Annotated in this window: 4 protein-coding genes (1 of these 4 running past the window's edge); all 4 read right to left on the bottom strand. The window is 68.9% G+C overall.

The features are described 5' to 3' along the window. Tightly spaced (each overlapping or abutting the next), the 4 genes in view from ALI144C_RS31615 to ALI144C_RS31630 form a layout consistent with a single transcriptional unit that may run on beyond the window. Entirely contained in the window at positions 1 to 1065 is a 1065-nt protein-coding gene (locus tag ALI144C_RS31615; RefSeq protein ID WP_143230989.1) for an ABC transporter substrate-binding protein, read from the bottom strand. Beyond that, entirely contained in the window at positions 1062 to 4610 is a 3549-nt protein-coding gene (locus ALI144C_RS31620) for a non-ribosomal peptide synthetase (protein ID WP_168211387.1), read from the bottom strand. Before ALI144C_RS31620 ends, ALI144C_RS31615 begins: the two co-directional genes overlap by 4 nt. Next, positions 4607 to 19294 (bottom strand): non-ribosomal peptide synthetase, encoded by a 14688-nt coding sequence (locus tag ALI144C_RS31625; protein ID WP_076990823.1) that lies wholly within the window; start codon positions 19292 to 19294, stop codon positions 4607 to 4609. The genes ALI144C_RS31620 and ALI144C_RS31625 overlap by 4 nt, the downstream gene beginning before the upstream one ends. Beyond that, positions 19291 to 22080, bottom strand: partial view of a non-ribosomal peptide synthetase gene (locus tag ALI144C_RS31630; protein ID WP_076990824.1) — the 3' portion only. The gene runs 1647 nt beyond the window's last position; 2790 of the gene's 4437 nt are visible here — the last part of the coding sequence; its start codon lies beyond the right edge, outside the window; the stop codon is at positions 19291 to 19293. Before ALI144C_RS31630 ends, ALI144C_RS31625 begins: the two co-directional genes overlap by 4 nt.

The raw sequence follows: 22080 nt of genomic DNA on the forward strand, positions 1-22080 counted from the left end.
TCAGGCCTTGCCCGCGGCGGCGGCGAGCTGGGGAACGATCTTGTCGACGGCGAACGGGATGCTCAGCGTGGACGGGAACGCCATCGACAACGCGTCGCCCACCTGGAGCGGCACGTAGGCGCCGCGCTTGACCGCCGCGAGGTTCTGGAACAGGCGGTCTCCCTCGACCTTCTTGCGCTCTTCCTCGTCACGGAACGAGAACAGCACGACATCCGCGTCGAGCAGCCGCGTGTTCTCCTGGGCCACCACCGCGCGACCGGCCGGGCCGGACTGCGGCAGGCTCGTCACCGAGTCCGCCAGCTTCATGCCGAGCTGCGAGATGAACTGCGCGGAGGCGTCGGTCGGCAGGATGACTGTGGCGAGCTGACCTTCGGCGTTGAGCAGGCTGAAGGTGAACGTCTTGCCGGCCAGTGCCTTCTCGTTCCGCTTCTTGGCCTCCGCGATCTTGGCTTCCGCGTCCGCGACCGCCTTCGTGGCCGCGTCGGACTTGCCGAGCGCGGTGCCGATCCGCTTCGCCCGCTGCTGCCAGGTGTCCTCGGCGACGTCCTTCTCGTAGGACAGGGTCGGTGCGATCGCGGACAGGTCCTTCCAGTCGTCGGCCAGGGTGTAGCTGTCGGTGGCCAGGATCAGATCGGGTTTCAGCGTCACGATCTTCTCGTACGGCAGGCTGTCCTCGTGGCTGAGCTGCTCCGGTGCCTTGGCCCCGGCGAGCTTGGCCTCCACCCACGGCGGCAGCCCGGACTTGTAGTTCGTCGCGGGTGTGACGGCGATGGGTACGACGCCCAGTGACACCGCCTCGTCGATGTCCCGCATGAAGCCGACGCTGATCACGCGTTGCGGGGCCGCGGGGATCACCGTCTTGCCCTCGGCGCCTTCGAGCGTCACCGGGAACCCGCCGCCGCCGGATGGCGCGGTGCCGGTCGGACCGGTCGCGCCGCCCGCGTTGTCGCTGCCGCCGCAGGCGGCGAGCCCGACGGTCGCCAGCCCCGCGGCCGATCCGGCCAGGAAAAGCCTGCGGGACAGAGCACGCTCGAAGATCTCGACCATGGGTGGCGCCTTTCTCATGAACTGTTCTTTCCGATCAGGGGTCCGATGGCCGGGAGCACGTCCTGGGCCAGCATGTTCTCGTGCCTGCAGGCGACCTGGTGCACGGTCAGGTCACCTGCCACATAGGGGGTCCAGCCAGCGGGGTCGGCGTCGCAGTCCACTGTGGCCTGGATGAACACCACGTCACCGCCGTAGCGGCCCAGCGGCGTGGCGGCATCCATCGCGGCGACCGCGGACAGGCTCGCACCGAGGTCGCGGATCTCGTCCTCGGTGAGCCCGTCGAGCATGCCGGTCGGCAGTTCCAGGTCGTCACTGGAATCGTCACCGTCGGATTCGAGCCCCGGGTACCCGTCGAGCAGGACCACTCCGGTGACCGTTCGGCCGGACTGTTCCAGCACGCAGGCGACCGCGTGGGCGATGACGGCGCCGAGCGACCAGCCGAGCAGGCGCACCGGGCCGTCGGGAACGGTCGACGTGATCAGCTTGGCGTAGGTCGCTGCGACGTCGCCCAGGCAACGCCCGGGGTGCCCGGTGGCTTGGATGCCGTACACCGGCTGGTCCGCGGCGAGGTACGGCAGGAGTCCGGTGTAGACCCAGCTCAGGCCGAGCGCGGGGTGGACGCAGAACAGCGGCGTGCCCGATGTGCCGGTTCTGAGCCGCAGTACCGGGTCGAGCGAGCGATCGTTCGTTCCTGCCAGCGCGGTGTTGAGGGTGGTGGCCAGTCCGGCGGGTGTCGGGGAGTCGAAGATCGCGCGGACCGGCAGTGAGACGTCCAGCGCCGCCCGGATCCTGGCAGCCAGCCGGGCGGCGAGCAGCGAGTGCCCGCCGAGACCGAAGAAGGAGTCGTCGACACCGATCTCCGGCACTCCGAGGATTTCGCTGAACGACTCGCACAGGACCTGCTCGACGCGGGTACGTGGTGGTCGCGAGGTTGTGGCGAAGTCAGGCGCGGGCAGCGCGCGCCGGTCGAGCTTTCCGTTCGGTGTCATCGGGAACGAGTCGAGCGGCATGATCGCGGACGGCACCATCGCGTCAGGCAGTCGCGATGCCAACTGGGAGCGCACATCGGCGTCCCCGACCACGTAGGCGACCAGTCGTCCTTCGCGGACCACCACGGCCGCCTGGCTGACCCCGGGCAGTCCGACGAGGACCGATTCGACCTCGCCCGGTTCGACCCGGTAGCCGCGGATCTTGACCTGGTCGTCGGTCCGGCCGAGGAACTCCAGTGTGCCGTCCCACCGCACCTGGTCCCCGGTGCGGTACATCCGCTCCCCTGGCCGGAACGGATCGGCGACGAACCGTGCGGACGTCTCCCCTGGCCTGTGTGCGTAGCCGCGAGCGACTCCCGGTCCGGAGACGTACAGCTCGCCCGGAACACCTGGCGGCACCGGTCGCAGCGCGGAATCCAGTACGTAGACACGGGTGTTGGCCAGCGGCTTGCCGATGTGCGGCGCTGTTCCCGGTCGGATCGCGGTCCAGGTCGCGTCCACTGTGCATTCCGTCGGGCCGTACATGTTGAACCCGGCTACGCGTTCACCCAGCGTGTCCCAGAGGTGTGCGCCCACGGCCTCAGCACCCACAGCCACAGCGGCCAGTGCGGTGTCCAGCAAGCCCTCTGCCACCAGGAGCTCCAGCAAAGACGGTGGCACGTCAACGAATTCGATCCCATACCGCCGCACATAATCCACAATGGCCCGCGGATCGCCCATCAACTCCGCGGGCAACACATGCATCTCATGCCCAGCCAACATCCACACCAACGGATCGAACGCACCATCGAACGCGAACGACAACACGTTCAACACCTTCATACGCCGACCAGCCGCCAACGGCTCGATCACCGCAGTCCGATGGGCCTCCGCCAGATTCACGACACCTCGATGGGTGACCACGACGCCCTTCGGTCGACCGGTCGAACCTGACGTGAACACCATGTACGCGGCCGAGTCGGGGAGAACATCGGGCAGCGGCGCACTCGACGTCCACGTCGCCGGGTTCATCGACACGGTCCCGCCGATCACGACCGCGGGGTTCGCCTGGTCCAGGACCATCGCGATCCGGTCGGCGGGGTGGGCCGGGTCGATCGGGACCGCGACGCCGCCTGCCTTCCAGATCGCCAGCATCGCCACGACGACGTCCGCCGAGCGCGGCACCGTCACCGCGACCGGCACCTCGGGGCCGACGCCGAGCCCGGCCAGGTGGGTGGCCAACCGGGTCGACATCCAGTCCAGCTCGGCGAACGACACCGTGACGTCCGCGCACACCAGGGCTTTGGCACCGGAGAGCGCACGAGCGAACAGGTCGACGACGGTCCCGGCGAACTCGGCCGTCGGCCCGGCGATGGGAGCGGCTTCCGTCAGGTGCAGTGCGCCCAGTGGCGTCTCGGAGGGGCTGTGGGCGATCCAATCCACGGTTCGGCTGACCAGGTCGGCGATACGCTCGGCGTCCGATGCCGGTAGACGGTGTTCCAGGACGAGTCTGAATGTCTCGCCCGGTTCGGCGGTCAGCGTGAGCGGGTAGTGGGTGGCGTCCTGCGTGTCGACGCCGGTGGTCCGCACGTCCATCGACGAACGGACCCGGCTGATCTCGTCCTGGTCGACCGGATAGGTCTCGACCACGACGAGGGTGTCGAACAGGTCTCCGACGCCCACGGTCGCCTGGATCTCGCCCAGACCCAGGTACTGGTGCTCGACGGTGGCGGCGTGGGCGTCGTGCAGGCGCCGCAGCAACGTGCCGATGGTGTCCCACGGGTCGAGCTCGACCCGGACCGGGATCGTGTTGATGAACAACCCGATCATGGTGTCCACACCAGGAAGGTCAGGCGGGCGACCGGAGGTGGTCGACCCGAACACCACGTCGCCGCGTCCGGTAACAACACCCAGGACCAGGCCCCAGACCGCGTACAGGATGGTGCTCAAGGTGACGCCGTGCCGTTGGGCCACTTCGAACAACCCCGTCGGGACGTCGATCTCGACGGTCCCCGGCGGCCCGGACTCGGCCGCGACCAGGGTCGGGCTGGTAACCCCGTCGAGGACTTCGGCCCAGGCGGCGATCGCCGCCGTCCGGTCCCGGCGGGCCAGCCAGGCCAGGAAATCCCGGTACGGCCGGACCCGGGGCAACGGGGAACCGGTGTACAGCGCGAACAGGTCACGCAACAGCAATGGGCCGGACCAGCCGTCGAGCAGGATGTGATGACTGGTGATCACCAGTTGGTGCTCGTCCGGCCCGGCGCGGACCAGCGTGAACCGGATCAGCGGGGGTTCGTCCATCACGAACGGCTCGTCGTCCGGCGCACTGTCCGTCTCGCGCCACGGCACTTCCACTTTCCGCAGAACCACCTGGACCGCCCCGGAACTGTCCTGGACGAACGCGGACCTGAGGTTGGCGTGCCGGTCGAGCAATGCCTGCGCGGCCGATCTCAACCGCTCCGCGTCCACCGGCCCGTCCAGGTCGATCACTGTCCTGACCGTGTACACGTCCCGGGGATCGTTCAGGGCGTGGAACAGCAGTCCTTCCTGCAGCGGCGCGAGCGGCAGGACTTCTTCGACGTTCGACCGGCTCACGCGCTGCCCCACTTCGCCTCGAACGCGTCCAGCCGGGTCTGGTCGATGGCCACCAGGGGCATGTCGGACGGGGTGTGCCCGCCGCCGTCGGTGGTGGCGAGCACCCGAAGCGCGGCGATCCACAAGTCCGCCACCTCCCGCACCTCGGACTCCGTGAAGAGCCCGGACGGAAACGACCACCGGGCCCGCAGCACCGGCCCGTGTGCGGTGTCCTCGGTCAATGCGGTGATCTCCAGGCTCGCCGGGGCAGCCGCCGCCGGGTCCGCGACTCCGGCGAGGTCGGCGAACTCGTTGTTCCCGCTGTACCGGCCGAGGTAGTTGAACGTGATCTGCGGGTGGACGCGCAGTCCTTTGTGGAGCTCGAGCAGCATGCCGTAGCCGATGCCGCGGTCGGGTGCGGCTCTCAGGCTTTCCTTGACTCGCTTGATCGCCGCGCCCGCGTCCGGCCCACCCGTGAACGCGTTGTCGAGGCCGCTCAGGTCGAGCAGGACAGGGTAGGCGGTGGTGAACCAGCCGACGGTTCGTGACAGGTCGGCTCCGGCGACGACCTGTTCCTCACGGCCGTGGCCCTCGAGTTCGACCAGGACGGTTGACCGGCCGCGCCACGACGCCACAGCCATTCCCAGTGCGGTCAGCAAGATGTCGTCGACGCCTGCGAAGAACGCTTCGGGAACGTCGGTCAGCACCGCGTGTGCGTCGGGAAGCTCGACCCTGACCGTGCGGAGGGTGGACATGAGGTCTCGACTCGCGTCGAACGCCCGCGCGCCGAGTGGCAGGTCCTCAGTGGCGACGACCGACTGCCAGGTGCCGAGTTCGGTGGTTCGCGCCGCGGCGGCCTGCTCCAAGCCGAGGGCCCACTGCCGGAACGAGGTTCCGACGGGCGCGATCGGCCGTCCGCCCCACGCATCGGTGAGGTCCTGCTGCAAGATCCGCCACGACACCGCGTCCACGACGAAGTGGTGCGCCATCAGCAGCACGTGTCCGGTGGCTGCCCACACCACTTGCAGTTGTATGCCGTTCTCGGGCGCGAGCCGGTCCGTGGCCGCGTCGAACTCGGCGCGGATGTCGTCGACCTGCCGCACGAGATCCGCCGCGGACACCGAACCGGGCGGCAGCACCTCGAACTGCTCGGCGGTGACCTTGGCGCGCAGCACGTCGTGGTGATCCAGCAGCGCGTCCACGGCTTTGACCAGGGATGGCAGGTCGAGATCCGCCGGTGCCTCGATCACGGCGGTCTGGGCGAACCGGCGGCGCAGGCCGTCGCGGTCGAGTACCGCGCGCATGATCGGGGTGAACGGCACCAGGCCGGTCGCGTCGCCGGTCAGCACCTCGGGCTGGTGTCGGTGTTCAGTGGCCTCGGCGAGGTCGGCGATGGTCCGGTTCTCGAACACGTCCCTGGCCGACATCCGCAGGCCCGCCGCCCGTGCCTTGGACACCAGGCGGATCGAGACGATGCTGTCACCGCCGAGGGCGAAGAACGAGTCGTCCGGTCCCACGTTCGCCAGGTTCAACACGTCGGCGACCAACTGGCAGACCAGGCCTTCCAGGTCCGTTCGCGGTGCGCGGCCGGACGATGTGGACAGCTCCGGCGCGGGCAACGCGCGCCGGTCGACCTTGCCGGAGGGCAGGAACGGGAACTTCTCGAGGACCTGGATGGTCGGCGGAACCATGTGCTCAGGCAGCCGGGCCGCCAGCCAGGTACGCAGCTCCGCCGCGGTCACGGCCGCCCGGGTCACGCAGTACCCGGCGAGTTGGGTGGCGCCGCTGGGGCTCTTCACCGTGACGACGACCGCTTGCCGGACGGCGTCGTGGTGGCCGAGCGCGGCCTCGATCTCCTGCAGCTCGACCCGCATGCCGCGGATCTTGACCTGGTGGTCGGCCCGGCCGAGGAACTCGAGGGTCCCGTCGGCGTTCCACTGGGCCAGGTCACCGGTGCGGTAGAGCCGTTGGCCCGGGGTCCACGGGTCGGCGACGAACCTCGCCGCCGTCTGTCGCGGGTCGCCGACGTAGCCCCGGCCCAGGGGCAGGCCACCGGCGTACAGCTCGCCCTGAACCCCGGCGGGCACCGGGTTGAGCGCGGTGTCGAGGACGTGGATGCGGGTGTTCGGGTTCGGCCGTCCGATGCTGATCCCGTGCCGGTCCTCGTCGCCGAGGTAGAACTGGTGGCTGACGCCGATGGTGGCTTCGGCGGGTCCGTACCCGTGGTACATGAACGCGTCGAGCTTCTGCCGGAACCGTTCGAACAGGTGCGGTGTGAGTGCTTCGCCGCCGCACCACACGTGCTTGAGGCTGTTCTTGACCGCGTCGACGCCGGGCAGTTGCAGCAGCATGTCCAGCATCGAGGAGACCAGGTAGGTGAAGCTGACCCGGTGCCGGGTGATCAGGTCGAGCAGGTAGTCGACGTCTCGTTCGCCGCCCGGTTTGGCGATCACCAGCTTGGCGCCGGTGACCAGCGGCAGGAAGATCTCGTTGATCGAGATGTCGAACTCGAGCGGTGCCTTGAACAGCGCCGCGTCGCCGGGTCCGAAGCCGAGCAGGTCCCGCTGCCACAGCATGCGGACCGCGATCGCCTGGTGGCAGATCATCGCGCCCTTCGGTGTCCCGGTCGACCCGGACGTGTAGATCACGTACGCCAGGCCGTCCGGGTACAGCCGCGGTCGCGGCGCTGTGCCCGTGCCCGTGAAGTCGGACAGTGTGAGGACGTCGAGATCCGGCACGCCGGACGCGGTGATGACGGCACGCAGCCGCGCGGTGCGGTGGATGTCGGCGATCCGCTGCGCGGGCCACGCCGGTTCCAGGGGGACGAAAGCGGCGCCGATGCGCTGGATGCCCAGGAGCGCGACGACCAGTTCGATCGACCGGTCCAGGTGGACACCGACGATGTCCTCCCGCGTGATGCCGTGCGCGGACAGCGTGACCGCGACTTGCTCGGCGCGGCGGTCGAGTTCGGCGTAGGTCAGTTCCTCGTCGGCGCAGACCACCGCGATGGCGTCCGGTGTCCGTCGCGCCTGGTCGGCGAACAGGCCGGGCAGCGTGACTTCGGCAACCGGTGTGGCCGTGTCGTTCCAGCCCTTGATCAGCTGGTGGCGTTCCGCCGGGTCGAGCACGTCCAGCCGAGCCATGGTCGTGTCCGGGTTCGCGGCAACGGCGGCGAGGACCTGGGACAGCCTGGTCACGAGCCGCTCGGCGCCGGACCGTTCGAACAGGGTGGCGTCGTAGTCGAGCGATCCGTCCAGGCTGCCGTCCGGCAGCGGGGCGAAGCCGAACGCGAGGTCGAACTTGGCTCCCGTGTCCACGTCGCCGGTGATCGGCGTGGCCTGCAGGCCGTCGAGACCCGAGCCGCCGCCGCCGTTGTCGTTGCGGTAGTCGACTGTGGTCTGGAACAGCGGGTGCCTGCCGACGGCCCGCTGCGGGTTGACCGCGTCGACCACTCTGTCGAACGGGGCGTCGGCGTTGGCGAACGCACCCAAGGCGGTTTCCCGGGTCCGGTCGAGGAGTTGCCGGAAGGTGGGGTTGCCGCTCAAGTCTGTTCGCAGCACGACGGTGTTGACGAAGAAGCCGACGAGGTCGCCGACCGCCTCGTCGGACCGCCCGGCGACGAGCGCGCCGAGCGGGACGTCATCACCGGCACCGAGTTTGTGCAGCAGCGCGGCGACAGCGGACTGGACCACCATGAAGTCCGTGGAACCGCTGTCCCGTCCCACCGCCCGCAACCCGCGCACCACCTCGGCGGGCACGGTGAACGTGACAGTTCCGCCACGTGTGCCCGCATCGGCGGTGCGGGGGTGGTCGGTGGGGAGCGAGATGGCTTCCGGCAGGTCCGCGAGAGTGCGTTTCCAGTAGGTGAGCTGCCGCGCCAGCAGGCTGTCCGCGTCTGTGGCGCTGCCCAGCATGTCCGCGTGCCACAGGGTGTAGTCCGCGTACTGGACGGGCAACGGTGGCCAGTCCGGCGTGGTGCCCTTGGTTCGTGCCACGTAGGCCGTGGCGAGGTCGTTGAGCAGAGGTTCGGTGGACCACTGGTCGCCCGCGATGTGGTGGATGACGAGGACGAGCGCGTGGTCGTCCGTGCCGAGGCGCAGCAGAGCCAGCCTGACCGGAATTTCTGTCGCCAGCTCGAACGGCTTGCCGACGACCGTTCGGACCTGGTCGAACAGCTCGTCCTCGCCGGTGTCGGTGACGGTCACCGGAACTTCAGGAGCGTCCAGGATGCGCTGGTACGGCGTGCCGTCGTCGTCCGGGAACACCGTTCGCAGGGTTTCGTGCCGAGCGACGACATCGCGCAACGCGCTGCGCAGCGCTGGGATGTCCAACGGTCCCCGCAGTCTGGTCGCGAAGGGGACGTTGTACAGGCCGGATGGGCCGTCGAGGCGGTAGAGGAACCAAAGCCGCAGCTGCGCCGGTGACAACGGCACGTGTTCGGGCCTCGGCCGGGCGATCAACGCGGGTCGTGTGGTGGTCCCCGCGGTGTCGACGCGTGCGGCCAGGTCGGCGACTGTGGGGGCTTCGAAGATCGCGCGGACCGGCAACTCCGCGCCGAGTTCGGTCCTGATCCGGGACACCAGCCGGGCGGCCAGCAACGAATGCCCACCGATCACGAAGAACCCGTCGTCCACGCCGACGCGGTCCAGGCCCAGCAGGTCGGCGAACAACCGGCACAGCTGGTACTCGGTCCTGGTGCCCGGTTGCCGGCCCGCTCCGGCCAGGTGCGGCTTGGGGAGCCGTCGTCGGTCGAGTTTTCCGTTGGGCAGGAGCGGAAACGCGTCCAGCGCGACCAAAGCCGACGGCACCAGGTGGTCGGGCAGTGTTCTTGCCAGGTCGGCTCGGAGGGTGTCCGGGTCCGCGTGGCCGACGAAGTAGCCGACGAGAAGGTTGTCCCTGGCGAGCACGACTGCTTGCCGCACGCCAGGCTGGTCACCGATCGCGGCTTCCACTTCGGCCGGTTCGACCCGGTAGCCGCGGACTTTGACCTGCTCGTCGGTCCGGCCGAGGAACTCGATCGTGCCGTGTGCGGTCCAGCGAACCAGGTCACCGGTCCGGTACATCCGACCGCCGGTGCCGAACGGATCCGCGACGAACCGCGTCGACGTCTCCGCCGGACGACCCGCGTACCCCCGCGCGACCCCAGGTCCTGCCACGTACAACTCACCGGGGACACCTGGTGGTACCAGGCGCAGACTCGCGTCCAGGACATAAGTCCGGGTGTTGGCGAGCGGCTTGCCGATGTGCGGCGGCACTCCCGGCTCGATCCGTGTCCAGGTCGCGTCGACCGTGCATTCGGTGGGGCCGTACATGTTCAGGCCGGTCACTCGCGAGCCCAGTTCGTCCCACAGCCGCGTGCCCACGGCTTCCGAGCCGACCACCGCGATGCTCAGACCGGTTTCCAGGAGACCTTCGGCGACGAGCAGTTCCATCAGCGATGGTGAGGCGTCGACGCAGTCGATCCCGTACCGCCGGACGTGGTCCACGATGCCTTTCGGATCGCCCATGAGTTCGTCGGGCAGCACGTGCATCTCGTGCCCGGCCAGCATCCAGACCAGCGAGTCGTAGGCGCCGTCGAACGCGAAAGACAACACGTTCAGAACCTTCAACTGCCGACCGTCGGCCAAGGGATCGATCACGGTGGCGCGGTGCGCCTCTGCCAGGTTGGCCAGACCGCGGTGGGTGACCACGACCCCCTTCGGGCGCCCCGTCGAGCCGGACGTGAACACCATGTACGCAGCCGAGTCCGGCATCGCCCGGGCCAGCGGCGCGGATCCGGTCCACGTTGCCGGAACGACTCCGACGACTTGGCCGTCAAACCCCGGCACGTCGTCATCCGCGACACACACGACAGGCGCGGCATCAGACAGGACCATGGCCACGCGTTCAGCCGGATAGCTCGGGTCGACCGGGACCATCACTCCCCCGGCCTTCCACACCGCCAGCATCGCCACGATCAGGTCCACCGAGCGCGGCAACACCACGGCCACCGCTGTCTCAGGACCGACACCGAGCGATGCCAGATGTCCGGCAAGGCGATCCGAGGCATCGTCCAGTTCGGCGAACGACAGTGTCACGTCTCCGCAGGACACCGCAGGGGCGTTCGGGACCCGAGCGGCGAACAATGCCGGAATGGTCTGATTCTGCGCGAGGACAGGGCCCTGCCAGTCTTGAACGAACGCCCGGTGTTCGTCCACACCCAACAGATCCACATCGGACAGTCGGCGGCCCGGGTTCGCGGCGAAGCTCTGGAAGAGGCGAACCAGCCGGGTCAGCATCGTCTCGACCGTCGAGCGGTCGAACAGGTCGGCGTCGTACTCCGCCGACGCGGCCAGTTCCGCCCCGACGGCGGTGAACGTCAGCGCGAGGTCGAATTTGGCGTCCGGGACGGTGTCCGGCTCGATGGGCGTCGTCCGGAGCCCGGCGAGCCCGGTCGTCCCCGTGGTGGGAGTCCAGTAGTCGACCAGGGTCTGGAACAGCGGGTGCCTGCCTGCCGCCCGGACCGGGTTGACTTCCTCGACCACCCGCTCGAACGGGACGTCGGCGTTCGAGTACGCGTCCAACGCTGCCCGTCGGACGCGATCGAGTACCTCTCGCAGGGTGGGGTCGTCCGACAGGTCCACCCGCACGACAATGGTGTTGACGAAGAAGCCGACGAGGTCGTGCAACGCTTGATCCGGGCGGCCTGCGACCAGTGCGCCCAGCGGGATGTCCGGACCAGCGCCCAGCTTGTGCAGCAGTGCGGCGGTCGCCGCGTGGACAAGCATCAGCTCGCTGGCCCCTGTTTCCGCGAGCAGCGCACGCAAGGCCCGCACCGTGTCCGCGGGGACGCTCGTGCGGACGCGACCGCCACCCGCTCGCGGCTCCGCGGGGCGAGACCGGTCGAAGGGCAGCGCGATGGCCTCGGGCAGGTCCGCCAGCGCGGTCGACCAGTGCCGAAGCTGCCGGGCGATGAGGCTGGACGGGTCCTTGTCCTCGCCGAGCAGGTCACGATGCCACAGCGTGTAGTCGGCGTATTGAATCGGCAACGGCACCCAGTCCGGCGCGGTTCCGGCCTTGCGTGCGGCGTAGGCGGTCGAGAGGTCGCGCAGCAGCGGCCCCATCGACCATTCGTCACCGGCGATGTGGTGCAGGGTCAGCAGCAGGTCATGGTCATCGGGCGCATGGCGGACGACCTGAACGCGCACCGGGATCTCGCGATCCAGGGTGAACGGCGCCGTGAACTCGCCGTCGACGATGAACGGCACGTCGACGTGGTCGAGAACGTGCTGACGAGGCGTACCGTCGACGTCTGGGAAGACCGTGCGCAGGCTTTCGTGACGTTGGACGACGTCGTTGACCGCTGCTCGCAGCGCGTCGATGTCCAACGGGCCGCTCAACTTGGCCGCGAACGGCAGGTTGTAGGTGCCCGACGGTCCGTTGAGTTTCTCCAGGAACCACAGTCGCTGTTGTGCCGCTGAAAGCGGCACGTGGTCCGGACGCTGGCGTTTCACGAGCGCCGGCGCCGGACCGGATTCGGCGTTGTCGAGGTGCGCGGCCAACTGGGCGACGGTCGGGTGGTCGAAGATCGCCCGGATCGACTGGTCCCCGCCGATCTCCTTGCGAACACGGGACAACAGGCGTGCCGCGAGCAGGGAGTGACCGCCGAGCGCGAAGAACGAGTCGTCCACGCCGACCTGGTCGAGTTCCAGCACGTCGGCGAACAGCCTGCGGAGCAAGTGCTCGGTGGGGGTCGCCGGGCCGCGGGACGCGGTTGGCACCTCGGGTTCCGGCAGGCCGCGACGATCGATCTTCCCGTTGGGAAGCACCGGGAACTCGTCGAGCAGGACGATCGCGGAGGGCACCAGCGCGTCCGGCAGCAGCCGGGACAGCGCGGCCCGTGGCTCGACCGGCGCGCCAGTCACGTAGCCGACGAGTTGGCCACGCCGCGCCACCACGACTGCCTGGGTGACGCCGGGAACGTCGCCGAGTACGGCTTCGACCTCGGCCGGTTCGACGCGGTATCCCCGGATCTTGAGCTGGTCGTCGGTCCGGCCGAGGAACTCGAGCGTGCCTCGCGTCGTCCAACGCACGAGGTCACCGGTCCGGTACAGCCGGTCCCCGGATCCGAACGGGTTGGCCACGAACCGCGACGCGGTCTCGCCGTGGCGCCCGTGGTAGCCACGGGCCAGGCTGGCGCCCGCCAGGTACAGCTCTCCGGGGACACCAGGCGGGACCAGGCTGAGCATAGCGTCCAGGACGTATGCCTGGGTGTTGGCGAGCGGTTCGCCGATGTGCGGTGCCACCCCTGGCTTGATCCGGGTCCAGGTCGCGTCGACCGTGCATTCCGTGGGGCCGTACATGTTGAACCCGTTGACGTGCTCGCCCAGTTCATCCCAGAGCCGTGTGCCCACGGCTTCCGCTCCGACGGCGACCGCGCTCAAGCCGGTCTCCAGCAAGCCTTCCGCCACCAGGAGTTCAAGCAAGGACGGTGGCACGTCGACGAAGTCGATCCCATACCGTCGCACGTAGTCCACAATGGCCTGTGGGTCGCCCATCATGTCAGCGGGCAGGACGTGCATCTCGTGCCCGGCCAACATCCACACCAACGGATCGAACGCACCGTCGAACGCGAACGACAACACATTCAGCACTTTCAGCCGCCGCCCGTCGGCCAGTGGTTCGATCACCGCGGTCCGATGTGACTCCGCCAGGTTCACCACACCTCGATGCGTGACCACGACACCCTTCGGCCGCCCAGTCGACCCCGACGTGAACACCATGTACGCGCCCGAATCCGGGCGAACGTCGGGCAGCGGCGCGGCCGACCTCCACGTCACCGGGTTCATCGACACGGTCCTGCCGATCACGACCGCGGGGTCCGCCTGGTCCAGGATCATCGCGATCCGCTCGGCCGGGTAGGCCGGGTCGACCGGAACCGCCACTCCCCCGGCTTTCCACACCGCCAGCAACGCCACGACGACGTCCACCGAGCGCGGCAGGACCACTCCGACCGCGACCTCCGGGCCGACACCCAGCGACGCCAGGTGCCTGGCGAGGCGGTCGGAGGCGCTGTCCAACTCGGCGAACGACAGCGTCACATCGCCACACGAGACGGCCGACTCGTGCCCGGCGGTGACCAGGTCGACGATCGTGGTGTCCACGAGTGTGGTCGGAGCGTTGAAACTGGCGAGCAGTGCGCGATCCGCGGCACTCACGGCGTCGATTGTGGACAGTGGTGCGGCCGGGCGGTCCGCGATGGCGGTGAGAGTGGTGAACACACGCGTGAGCAGTCGTTCGATCGCTGGACGGTCGAACAGGTCGGTGTGGTACTCCAGCTTGATCCGAAGCAGGTCGCCGTCCGGCATCAGCGTCAGGTCCAGCGGGTAGTGCGTATGGCCACGGGACCAGCCCACCTCCGCGCGCAGCCCGTCACTGCCGGTGAGCAGGTCCGCTGTGTCCAGCGGGAAGCTTTCGAGCACCATCAGCGTGTCGAACAACGGACCAGATACGGGCGTGACGTGCTGGATGTCGCTCAGCCCCAGGTACTGGTGATCCAGGACGGCGGTGTGGGCGTCATGCAGACGTGTCAGCAGATCTGCCACGGTGTCAGCTGGGTTCCAGCGCACCCGTACGGGAATCGTGTTGATGAAGAGCCCGACCATGGACTCGACACCGGTGATCTCCGAGGGCCGCCCCGAAACGGTCGTGCCGAACACGACATCCGTGCGTCCGGTCTGTTTGCCGAGCACGAGGCCCCAGGCGGCGTTCAGCAGGGTGTTCAGCGTGACACCGCATGTCCGCGCGGTCGCCAGCAGCTTGGCGGTGAGCTGGGCCGGGATGATGTCCACGATCGCGTCCGGCACCGCGCCTGTGCTGGCGGGCGCGCGGGGTGCGACCAGAGTTGGTTCGTCAACGCCATCGAGGACGCCGCTCCACGCCTGCAACGACACCGTACGGTCTTGGCGCGCAAGCCACGCCACGAAGTCCCGGTAGGGACGCGGTGCTTCGGGCACCGCGGTTGCGGCGTACAGCGCGAACAGGTCACGGACGACATACGGTGTCGACCAGCCGTCCAGGATCAGGTGGTGGTTGGTGACGACAAGCCGATGGTCGTGCTCGCTCAGCCGAACGAGCGTCAACCGCAGCAACGGCGGTGCCGTCAGGTCGAACCTCACCGCACGGTCGGCCTCGAGGAACTCCGTCAGCGCGTCAGTTCCGTCGAGATCGACCTCGGCCAGCCGCGGTTCCACGTCGGACAAGACGATCTGCGCGTCGTCGAATGCCGTACGCAACGCGGGATGCCGGTCCGTGACGGCCTTGGCCGCGGCCCGCAGCCGTGCCACGTCCAACGGTCCGGTCAAGGTGATCACGAGCTGGACCGAGTAGAAGTCCACTGCCTCGGTGTCGAACCTGGCGTGGAACAGCAGTCCTTCCTGTAGCGGCGTCAACGGCAGGACGTCGGCCAACGCCGGATACCGGGACTCCCAGTTCTCGATTTCCCCTTGAGTGGTGGAGATCAGGGGCAGATCGGACGGCGTGCGGCCGCCTTGGTCACGCTGGGCCGCGCTGGTGGTCAGCGCGTCTTTCCACAGCTCGGCGAGCCGGTGGATGTCGTGCTCGTCGAACAACGCGGCCGGGTAGCGGAACTGCATGCGCAGGCCGCTGTCGTCCGCGACGGTGTTCACGGCCAGCGCCGCCGCTGCGGGCAGAGCCGCGTCGGCAGCCGGGATCACACCGCCGAAGCCGAATCCGGAGGTCTCCGCGCGGCCCATGTAGTTGAACAGGATCTGCGGTTCGGGGAACTCGTCGAGCCCCTGTTGCAGCCCGTATCCGATTCCTCGGTCGGGCAGCGCGTTGAGGTGCTCCTTGACCTGTTTGATGTCCCCGCTGCCCGGCAGCCGGACCGGGTACTGGGTGGTGAACCAGCCGACCGTGCGGGACAGGTCCGCACCGGGGACCACCTGCTGCTCGCGGCCGTGGGCCTCGATCGTCACCAGGACGGACGGGTTTCCGCGCCAGGCGGCGACGGCTTGGCCGAAGGCGGCGAGCAGGACCTCGCTCGGGCCAGTTCGGAAGGCCGCGGGCACTGTCGTGAGTACTGGTTCGGCGATCTCGGCGGGCAGTGACGTGACCACTTCGACCACTGTGTCGCGGGTGTCCGTGGCGTAGTCGAGCCTGCGGGTCCCCAGCACGGGGTCAGGTCCGGCGAGGATCTCGTGCCACAGGGGGAATTCGGTCGTGCGGTCGACGCCGCGCACCTGCTCGGCCCACGCCCGGAACGACGTGCGGACAGCGGGTAGTTGCCCACCGGTGACGGCGGTGGCGAGATCTTCGGCGAGGATCGTGCACGAATAACCGTCAGTGGCGATGTGGTGGCAGGTCAGCACCAGCACCCCGTCGAGCCAGGTCAACTGGACCAGGCGCCCCGCAGCTCGGTCGAGCCGGTCGACCGCGGCGTGGTGTTCGCGGCGCAGCACGTCCTCGTCGTGCGGCCCTTCGACCCGGTGCACCAGGCTGTCCGCGTTCACGGCACCGACCGGCAGAACCTCCAAGTCGTGTCCCCGCATCCGTGCGCGGAGCATGTCGTGGTGATCCAGCAGTTCCTGCAGACCGCCGACGACCTGATCCCGAGTCAGATCCAACGGCACGGGCACGAGTACGGCCTGTGAGAACCGTTCGAAGGGCCCACCGCGCGCCAGAAACCTCCGCATGATCGGCGTCAGCCGGACCGGCCCGACACTGTCCGGCACATCCCTGACTTCGGGTTCGGCCGTCACGGTGTCCGCGACCGCCGCCAGTTCGGCGACGGTGCGCAGTTCGAAGACCTGGCGTGGCGAGAGTGTCAGACCTGCGGCGCGCGCACGGCCGACCAGCTGGATGGCGATGATGCTGTCGCCGCCGAGTTCGAAGAACGACTCGTCGGCACCGACCGACGCACGACCGAGCAGCTGCCCGAACAAGTCCGCGATGGCCCGTTCGGTATCGGTGCTGGGCGCGCGGCCGGTCGACGCGCCGACTTCGGGTTGCGGCAACGCCCGCCGGTCGAGTTTACCGTTGTGGGTCAGGGGAATGGCGTCGACGGGCACAAAGACGGACGGCACCATGTGGGCCGGGAGGACGGCGCCCAGGTGCTCGCGCAGGCCGTCGATCTGGCCGACCACGTACGCCACGAGCCGCGACGCACGGGCGACCACGGCGCATCCGGTCACACCGGGAGCCGCGGCGATCGCCGCCTCGACCTCACCCGGCTCGATCCGGAAACCACGGATCTTGAGCTGGTCGTCGGCGCGGCCGACGTAGTGCAGGGTGCCGTCGACCCAGCGGGCGAGATCACCACTGCGGTACAGCCGCTCGCCCCCGGCCCCGAGGGGATTCGCCACGAACCGGGTCGCGGTCAGCGCCGCCTTCCCCAGGTAGCCCCTGGCCAGCTGGGGGCCGCTGACGTAGATCTCGCCGACGACCCCGTCCGGCACCGGCCGCAGGCTGCTGTCGAGCACGTGCACGGCGAGCCCTGGCAGGCCGCGGCCGATTCCCGGGCCGTCGGCGAGGTCGTGCCGGGTGACGTGGACCGTGGTCTCGGTGATGCCGTACATGTTGATCAGCCGTGGACCGCCTCGCCACGCGGCGAGCCGGGACGCGTCCAGCGCCTCACCACCGAAAATGACGGCACGCAGGGAAAGTTCACGACGGGGTAGCTGGTAGAACGCGGACGGCGTCTGGTTGAGCACGGTCACGCCCCGGCGCGCCAGCAGCTCGGCGAAATCCTCGGGCGACCGGGAAACGTCGTGGGGCACAACGACGAGACGGCCGCCGTGCAGCAGTGGCCCCCACATCTCCCAGACGGAGAAGTCGAACGCGAACGAGTGGAACATCGTCCACACGTCATCAGGGCCGAAGTCGAACACCTGCTGCGCTGACGTCATCAGCGCGACCACAGCTCGATGCGAAACCACGACGCCCTTGGGTGTGCCGGTCGAGCCTGACGTGTAGATGACGTACGCGGTGTCGTCTTGTCGCGCCCGGACCGCGCGTCCTTGGCCGGTTTCACCGGGACGGACCACCGGCACGCCCAGGTCGTGCTCGGCGTCCGTGATGAGGGCGACGGGTGCGGCGTCCGAAAGCGTGAAGTGGATCCGTTCAGCCGGGTAGGCCTGATCCAGGGGCACGTAGCCCGCGCCTGCCTTGAGCACGGCCACTGCGGAAATGATCAGGTCGATCGAGCGCGGCACCATGATGGCGACGAGCGTGTCCGGCCCGGCTCCCAGCTCGGCCAGTCGTGCGGCCAGGGATTCCGCCCGTGCGTCCAGTTCCGCGTAGGTCACCGCGTGGTCGCCGAACTCGACGGCCGTCGCACGGGGTGTGCGGGCGGCTTGGGCCTCGAACAACTCGATCAGGGTGCAGTCTGGCAGTTCCGGCCCGGGTAGAGCCTTGTGCGGGTTGACGGGCACGCGACCCAGATCGGCGACCCGGGACAGCTGGGTCATTTCCGTGAGCACTGCGCGCAGCCGCGCCAGCAGGTCTTGTGCTCGCGTCGAGTCGACCACGTCCGGCCGGTACTTCAGGGTGACCTCGAACTTCCCGTTCGACGGCATCACCATCAGCGTCAACGGGTAGTGCGTCGAGATCGGCCGGGACACGGCAGTGGCGTGCAGTCCGCACGACGCCAAGGCGTTGTCGATCGCGTTGTGGTCGAACGGGAACGACTCGAACACGACCAGGCTGTCGAACAGCTCCCCCGTGCCCGTGCCCAGCGCGCGTTGCACTTCCGCCAAACCCACGTACTGGTGATCCAGCAGGTCGGCCTGCTCGGCCTGCAAGCGCCGCAGCAGTTGCCCGACGGTGTCGGCGGGCCGGACTTCCAGGCGTACCGGGATCGTGTTGATGAACAGGCCCACCATGGACTCGACACCCGGCAGATCGGCCGGCCGGCCGGACACGGTCGCGCCGAAGATCACCTCGTCGCGGCCGGTCAGCCGGGCGGCGAGCACGCCCCAGGCCGCCTGGACGACGGTGTTGAGCGTGACGCCGGTCGACCGTGCGAGGCCGGTCAGCGCCTCGGCCAGTTCGGCCGGAAGGTCCTCGACGCACTCGGCAGGCAGGACGGCGGGCGTGCCCTGCGCCCCGGCAACCAGCACCATGGGCTCCGTGACACCGCCCAACACGGCCCGCCACGCCGCCAGCGACGCTGGCCGGTCCTGAGTGGACAGCCAGGCCAGGTGATCGCCGTACGGACGAACGGGTGGCAGATCCTGGCCTGCGTAGAGCGCGAACAGGTCACGCATGAGCAGTGGCGTGGACCAGCCGTCCACCACGAGGTGGTGGTTGGTCAGCACGACACGGTGGCTTCCGTCGCGGAACTTCAGCACCATCGCGCGCACCAGCGGCGGCTGGTCGAGGTCGAACCGGGTGGTCCGGTCCGCGGCGATCAACTCGTCGACGTGGTCGGTGCCGGTGACCTCGATCTCGGTCCACGGCACGTCGACCGCACGCAGCACGACCTGAATCGGATCGCCGACATCCCGCACGAAACAGCTGCGCAGCGCGGAGTGCCGAGCCACCAGCGCCTGCACCGCGCCGCGCAGCCTGCGGAGGTCGAGCGGCCCGGTCAGGTCCAGGACCAACTGGGCGATGTAGACATCCGTGCCGTCCTCGTCGAGCACGGAGTGGAACAGCATCCCCTCCTGCAGTGGCGACAGCGGGAGGATGTCCTCGATCTCGCTCATGCGCGCTTCCACTTCGCTTCGAGGGCATCCAGTTGGCCTTGGCTCAACGACACCAGCGACACGTCCGAGGGCGTCCGTCCGCCCGTCCCTGGTCCTTGGGCGTGCCGCGCCAACCCACGAAGCGCGGCCACCCACCGTTCGGCCAAAGCCTCGACCGTGGCTTGGTCGAACACCCCGGACGCGTACATCCAGTGCGCGGTCAGAACGGGGCCTTGCGGGGTGTCCTCGGTGACCGCGTTGACCACCAGCCCAGCAGGCAACGCCATGTCGTCGTCGTAGGCCGCGCCCAGTCCGCCTTCCGCAACGGTCCAGTCCCCGCCCGCGGCGTCGAACCGGCCGAGGTAGTTGAAGCCGAGTTGTGGCTCGGGCAAACCTGCCAGTCGGGCCGCGGATTCCGGGTGCAGGTGGCGCAGGATGCCGAAGCCGATGCCGTTGTCCGGCAGCGATCGCAGGTGCTCCTTGACCTTTCTCACCGCCATGCCCGCCGCTGGGCCGCCGGAGAGGGCGTCGTCGATGTCCAGTGCGGAGGCGTCCAGCCGGACCGGATGCTGGCTGGTGAACCAGCCCAACGTCCGCGACAGGTCGGCGCCGGGCACCGCGGACTGTTCCCGTCCGTGCCGCTCCAACAGGACAAGCACAGATTCGCGTACGGCCAGACTCAGGGCGGCGAGCAGGACGTCATCGACACCGGCGAAGAACGCGGCAGGGACAGTGGTGAGCACGGCGTCGGTGACGTCTGGTTCGACGCGAACGGTGTGTGTTCGGACCGTGGCCCATGTATCGAGTCGCGGATCCGCCGCGCGCTGGCCCAGCATCACGTTCGGGCCTTCGAGGAGCTCACGCCAGAGTTCCAGCTCACCGGATCGGGTGGACGCTTTGTCCACCAGTCCTTTCGCCCAGCTGCGAAACGACGTCGGCACCGGAGCCAGCTCGCGGCCCGCGTACGCGTCAGCGAGGTCTTCGACGAACACCCGCCACGAGACGCCGTCGACGACCAAATGGTGCGCGACCACGAGCACCTGTGATTCGAACCAGACGACGCGCAGCACAGCACCGTCCGCAAGAGACAGTTCACTGGTCACCTTGTCCAGCTCTGCCTGGACATCGTCGCTGTCGGCGCGACGCACAACCGATGTGGCCGCGTCCTGGAACTCCAGCACACCGTCACGCACGCGGGCTCGGAGCGCGTCGTGCCTGTCGAGGATCGCCTGGATGGCCCGTTCCAGTCGGACGGGATCCACTGGAGACTGTCTGTTCAGGACGATCGACATGCGGTGCTTGTCACCCCATGGACCGCGCTCGGCGAACGCGCGCATGATCGGCGTCAACTCCACCCGGCCGGACCCGGCGGTGTCCGCCTGCACCTTCTCTTCGACCTGCGTCACGGTCGCGAGCTTTTCGACCGTGCGGTGGGCGAACACGTCTCGTGGGGTGATCTTCAGACCGGCTTGGCGAGCCCGGCGGACCAGTCGGATCGACACGATGCTGTCGCCGCCCAACTCGAAGAACGACTTGTCCACAGCCACCGTGTCGAGCTTCAGCACTTCGGCGAACAGCTCGGCCAAGGTGCGTTCGACGTCGTTCGCCGGGGCACGCCCGCCGCCCGCGTCCGGCAGTTCCGGCGTCGGGAGGGATCGGCGCTCGACCTTGCCCGATGGCGACAGCGGCAACGCGTCCAGCGTGACGAACACCGACGGCACCATGTGATCCGGCAGTTCCGCGGCCACATGTGCCCGCAGGTCCGGTCCGGTGCCGCCGGACAGCACGACGTATCCGGCCAGGTACACACCGCCGGGCCCATCGGTCCGCGCGACCACGACGGCCTGTGCGACGTCGGGGTGCCGCAGCAGGACCGACTCGATCTCTCCCGGTTCCACCCGGAACCCGCGGATCTTGACCTGGTCGTCGGTTCGGCCGAGGAACTCGATCGCGCCCGACGGCAGCCTGCGGACCCGGTCGCCGGTCCGGTACAGCCGTGCCCCGGCCGGTCCGGCCACGAACCGGGCCGCCGTCAGCCCCGGCCTGCGCAGGTACCCGCGCGCCAACTGCACTCCCCCGACGTACAGCTCCCCTGTCACACCGATCGGCACCGGTCGCAGCCGGTCGTCGAGCACGTGGCAGGTGGTGTTGCCGACGGGGAAACCCACCGGGACAGCGCCGTGGGGAATCTCGCCACGGATGTCGTGGAGCAGGCAGCCGACCGTGGTCTCCGTCGGACCGTATTCGTTGATCACGTCCATCGGGCCGTCGGCGTGCCACCCGGCCAGCGCCTCGCCTCTGAGCGCCTCGCCAGCGATGACCAGTGTCCGCTTGCCGCTGTCGGCGAACCGTACGGACGACAGCAGCGGCAGGTGGCTCGGCGTGATCTTGAGGAACGTCGCAGCGCCGACGGCTTCCGCGATCGCGTCCGGCGAGTCCGCGCACAGCTCCAGCGTGCCGCCCGCGATCAGCGTGCTGAACAGGGGTGTCACCGAGAAGTCGAACGAGATCGACGAGTGCATCAGGGTGTGTCCGGCCAGCCCGGCGAACCGGCTCAGCGACCACGCGAAGTGGTTGCTCAACGCGCGGTGCGACACCACGACGCCCTTCGGCACGCCAGTGGACCCCGACGTGTAGATGACGTATGCGGGATGGTCAAGCAGGAGCGGCGCCACCCGGTCCGCGTCGGAGATCGCGTCAGGCGCGTACTGCTCAAGCGACGCGTCCCGCAGGAAGGACGACGTCAGCAACATCCTGGGCTGGGCGTCACTGAGCATGAATTGAACGCGGTCGGCTGGATAGTCCGG

This window comes from Actinosynnema sp. ALI-1.44 (genome assembly GCF_001984155.1).
GTDB lineage: Bacteria > Actinomycetota > Actinomycetes > Mycobacteriales > Pseudonocardiaceae > Kibdelosporangium.

What these genes read in the sequence shown, in the direction of transcription:
- ALI144C_RS31625 (WP_076990823.1), bottom strand. Translation starts at nt 19,294, where the DNA reads ATGAGCGAGATCGAGGACATCCTCCCGCTGTCGCCACTGCAGGAGGGG.
- ALI144C_RS31615 (WP_143230989.1), bottom strand. Translation starts at nt 1,065, where the DNA reads ATGAGAAAGGCGCCACCCATGGTCGAGATCTTCGAGCGTGCTCTGTCC.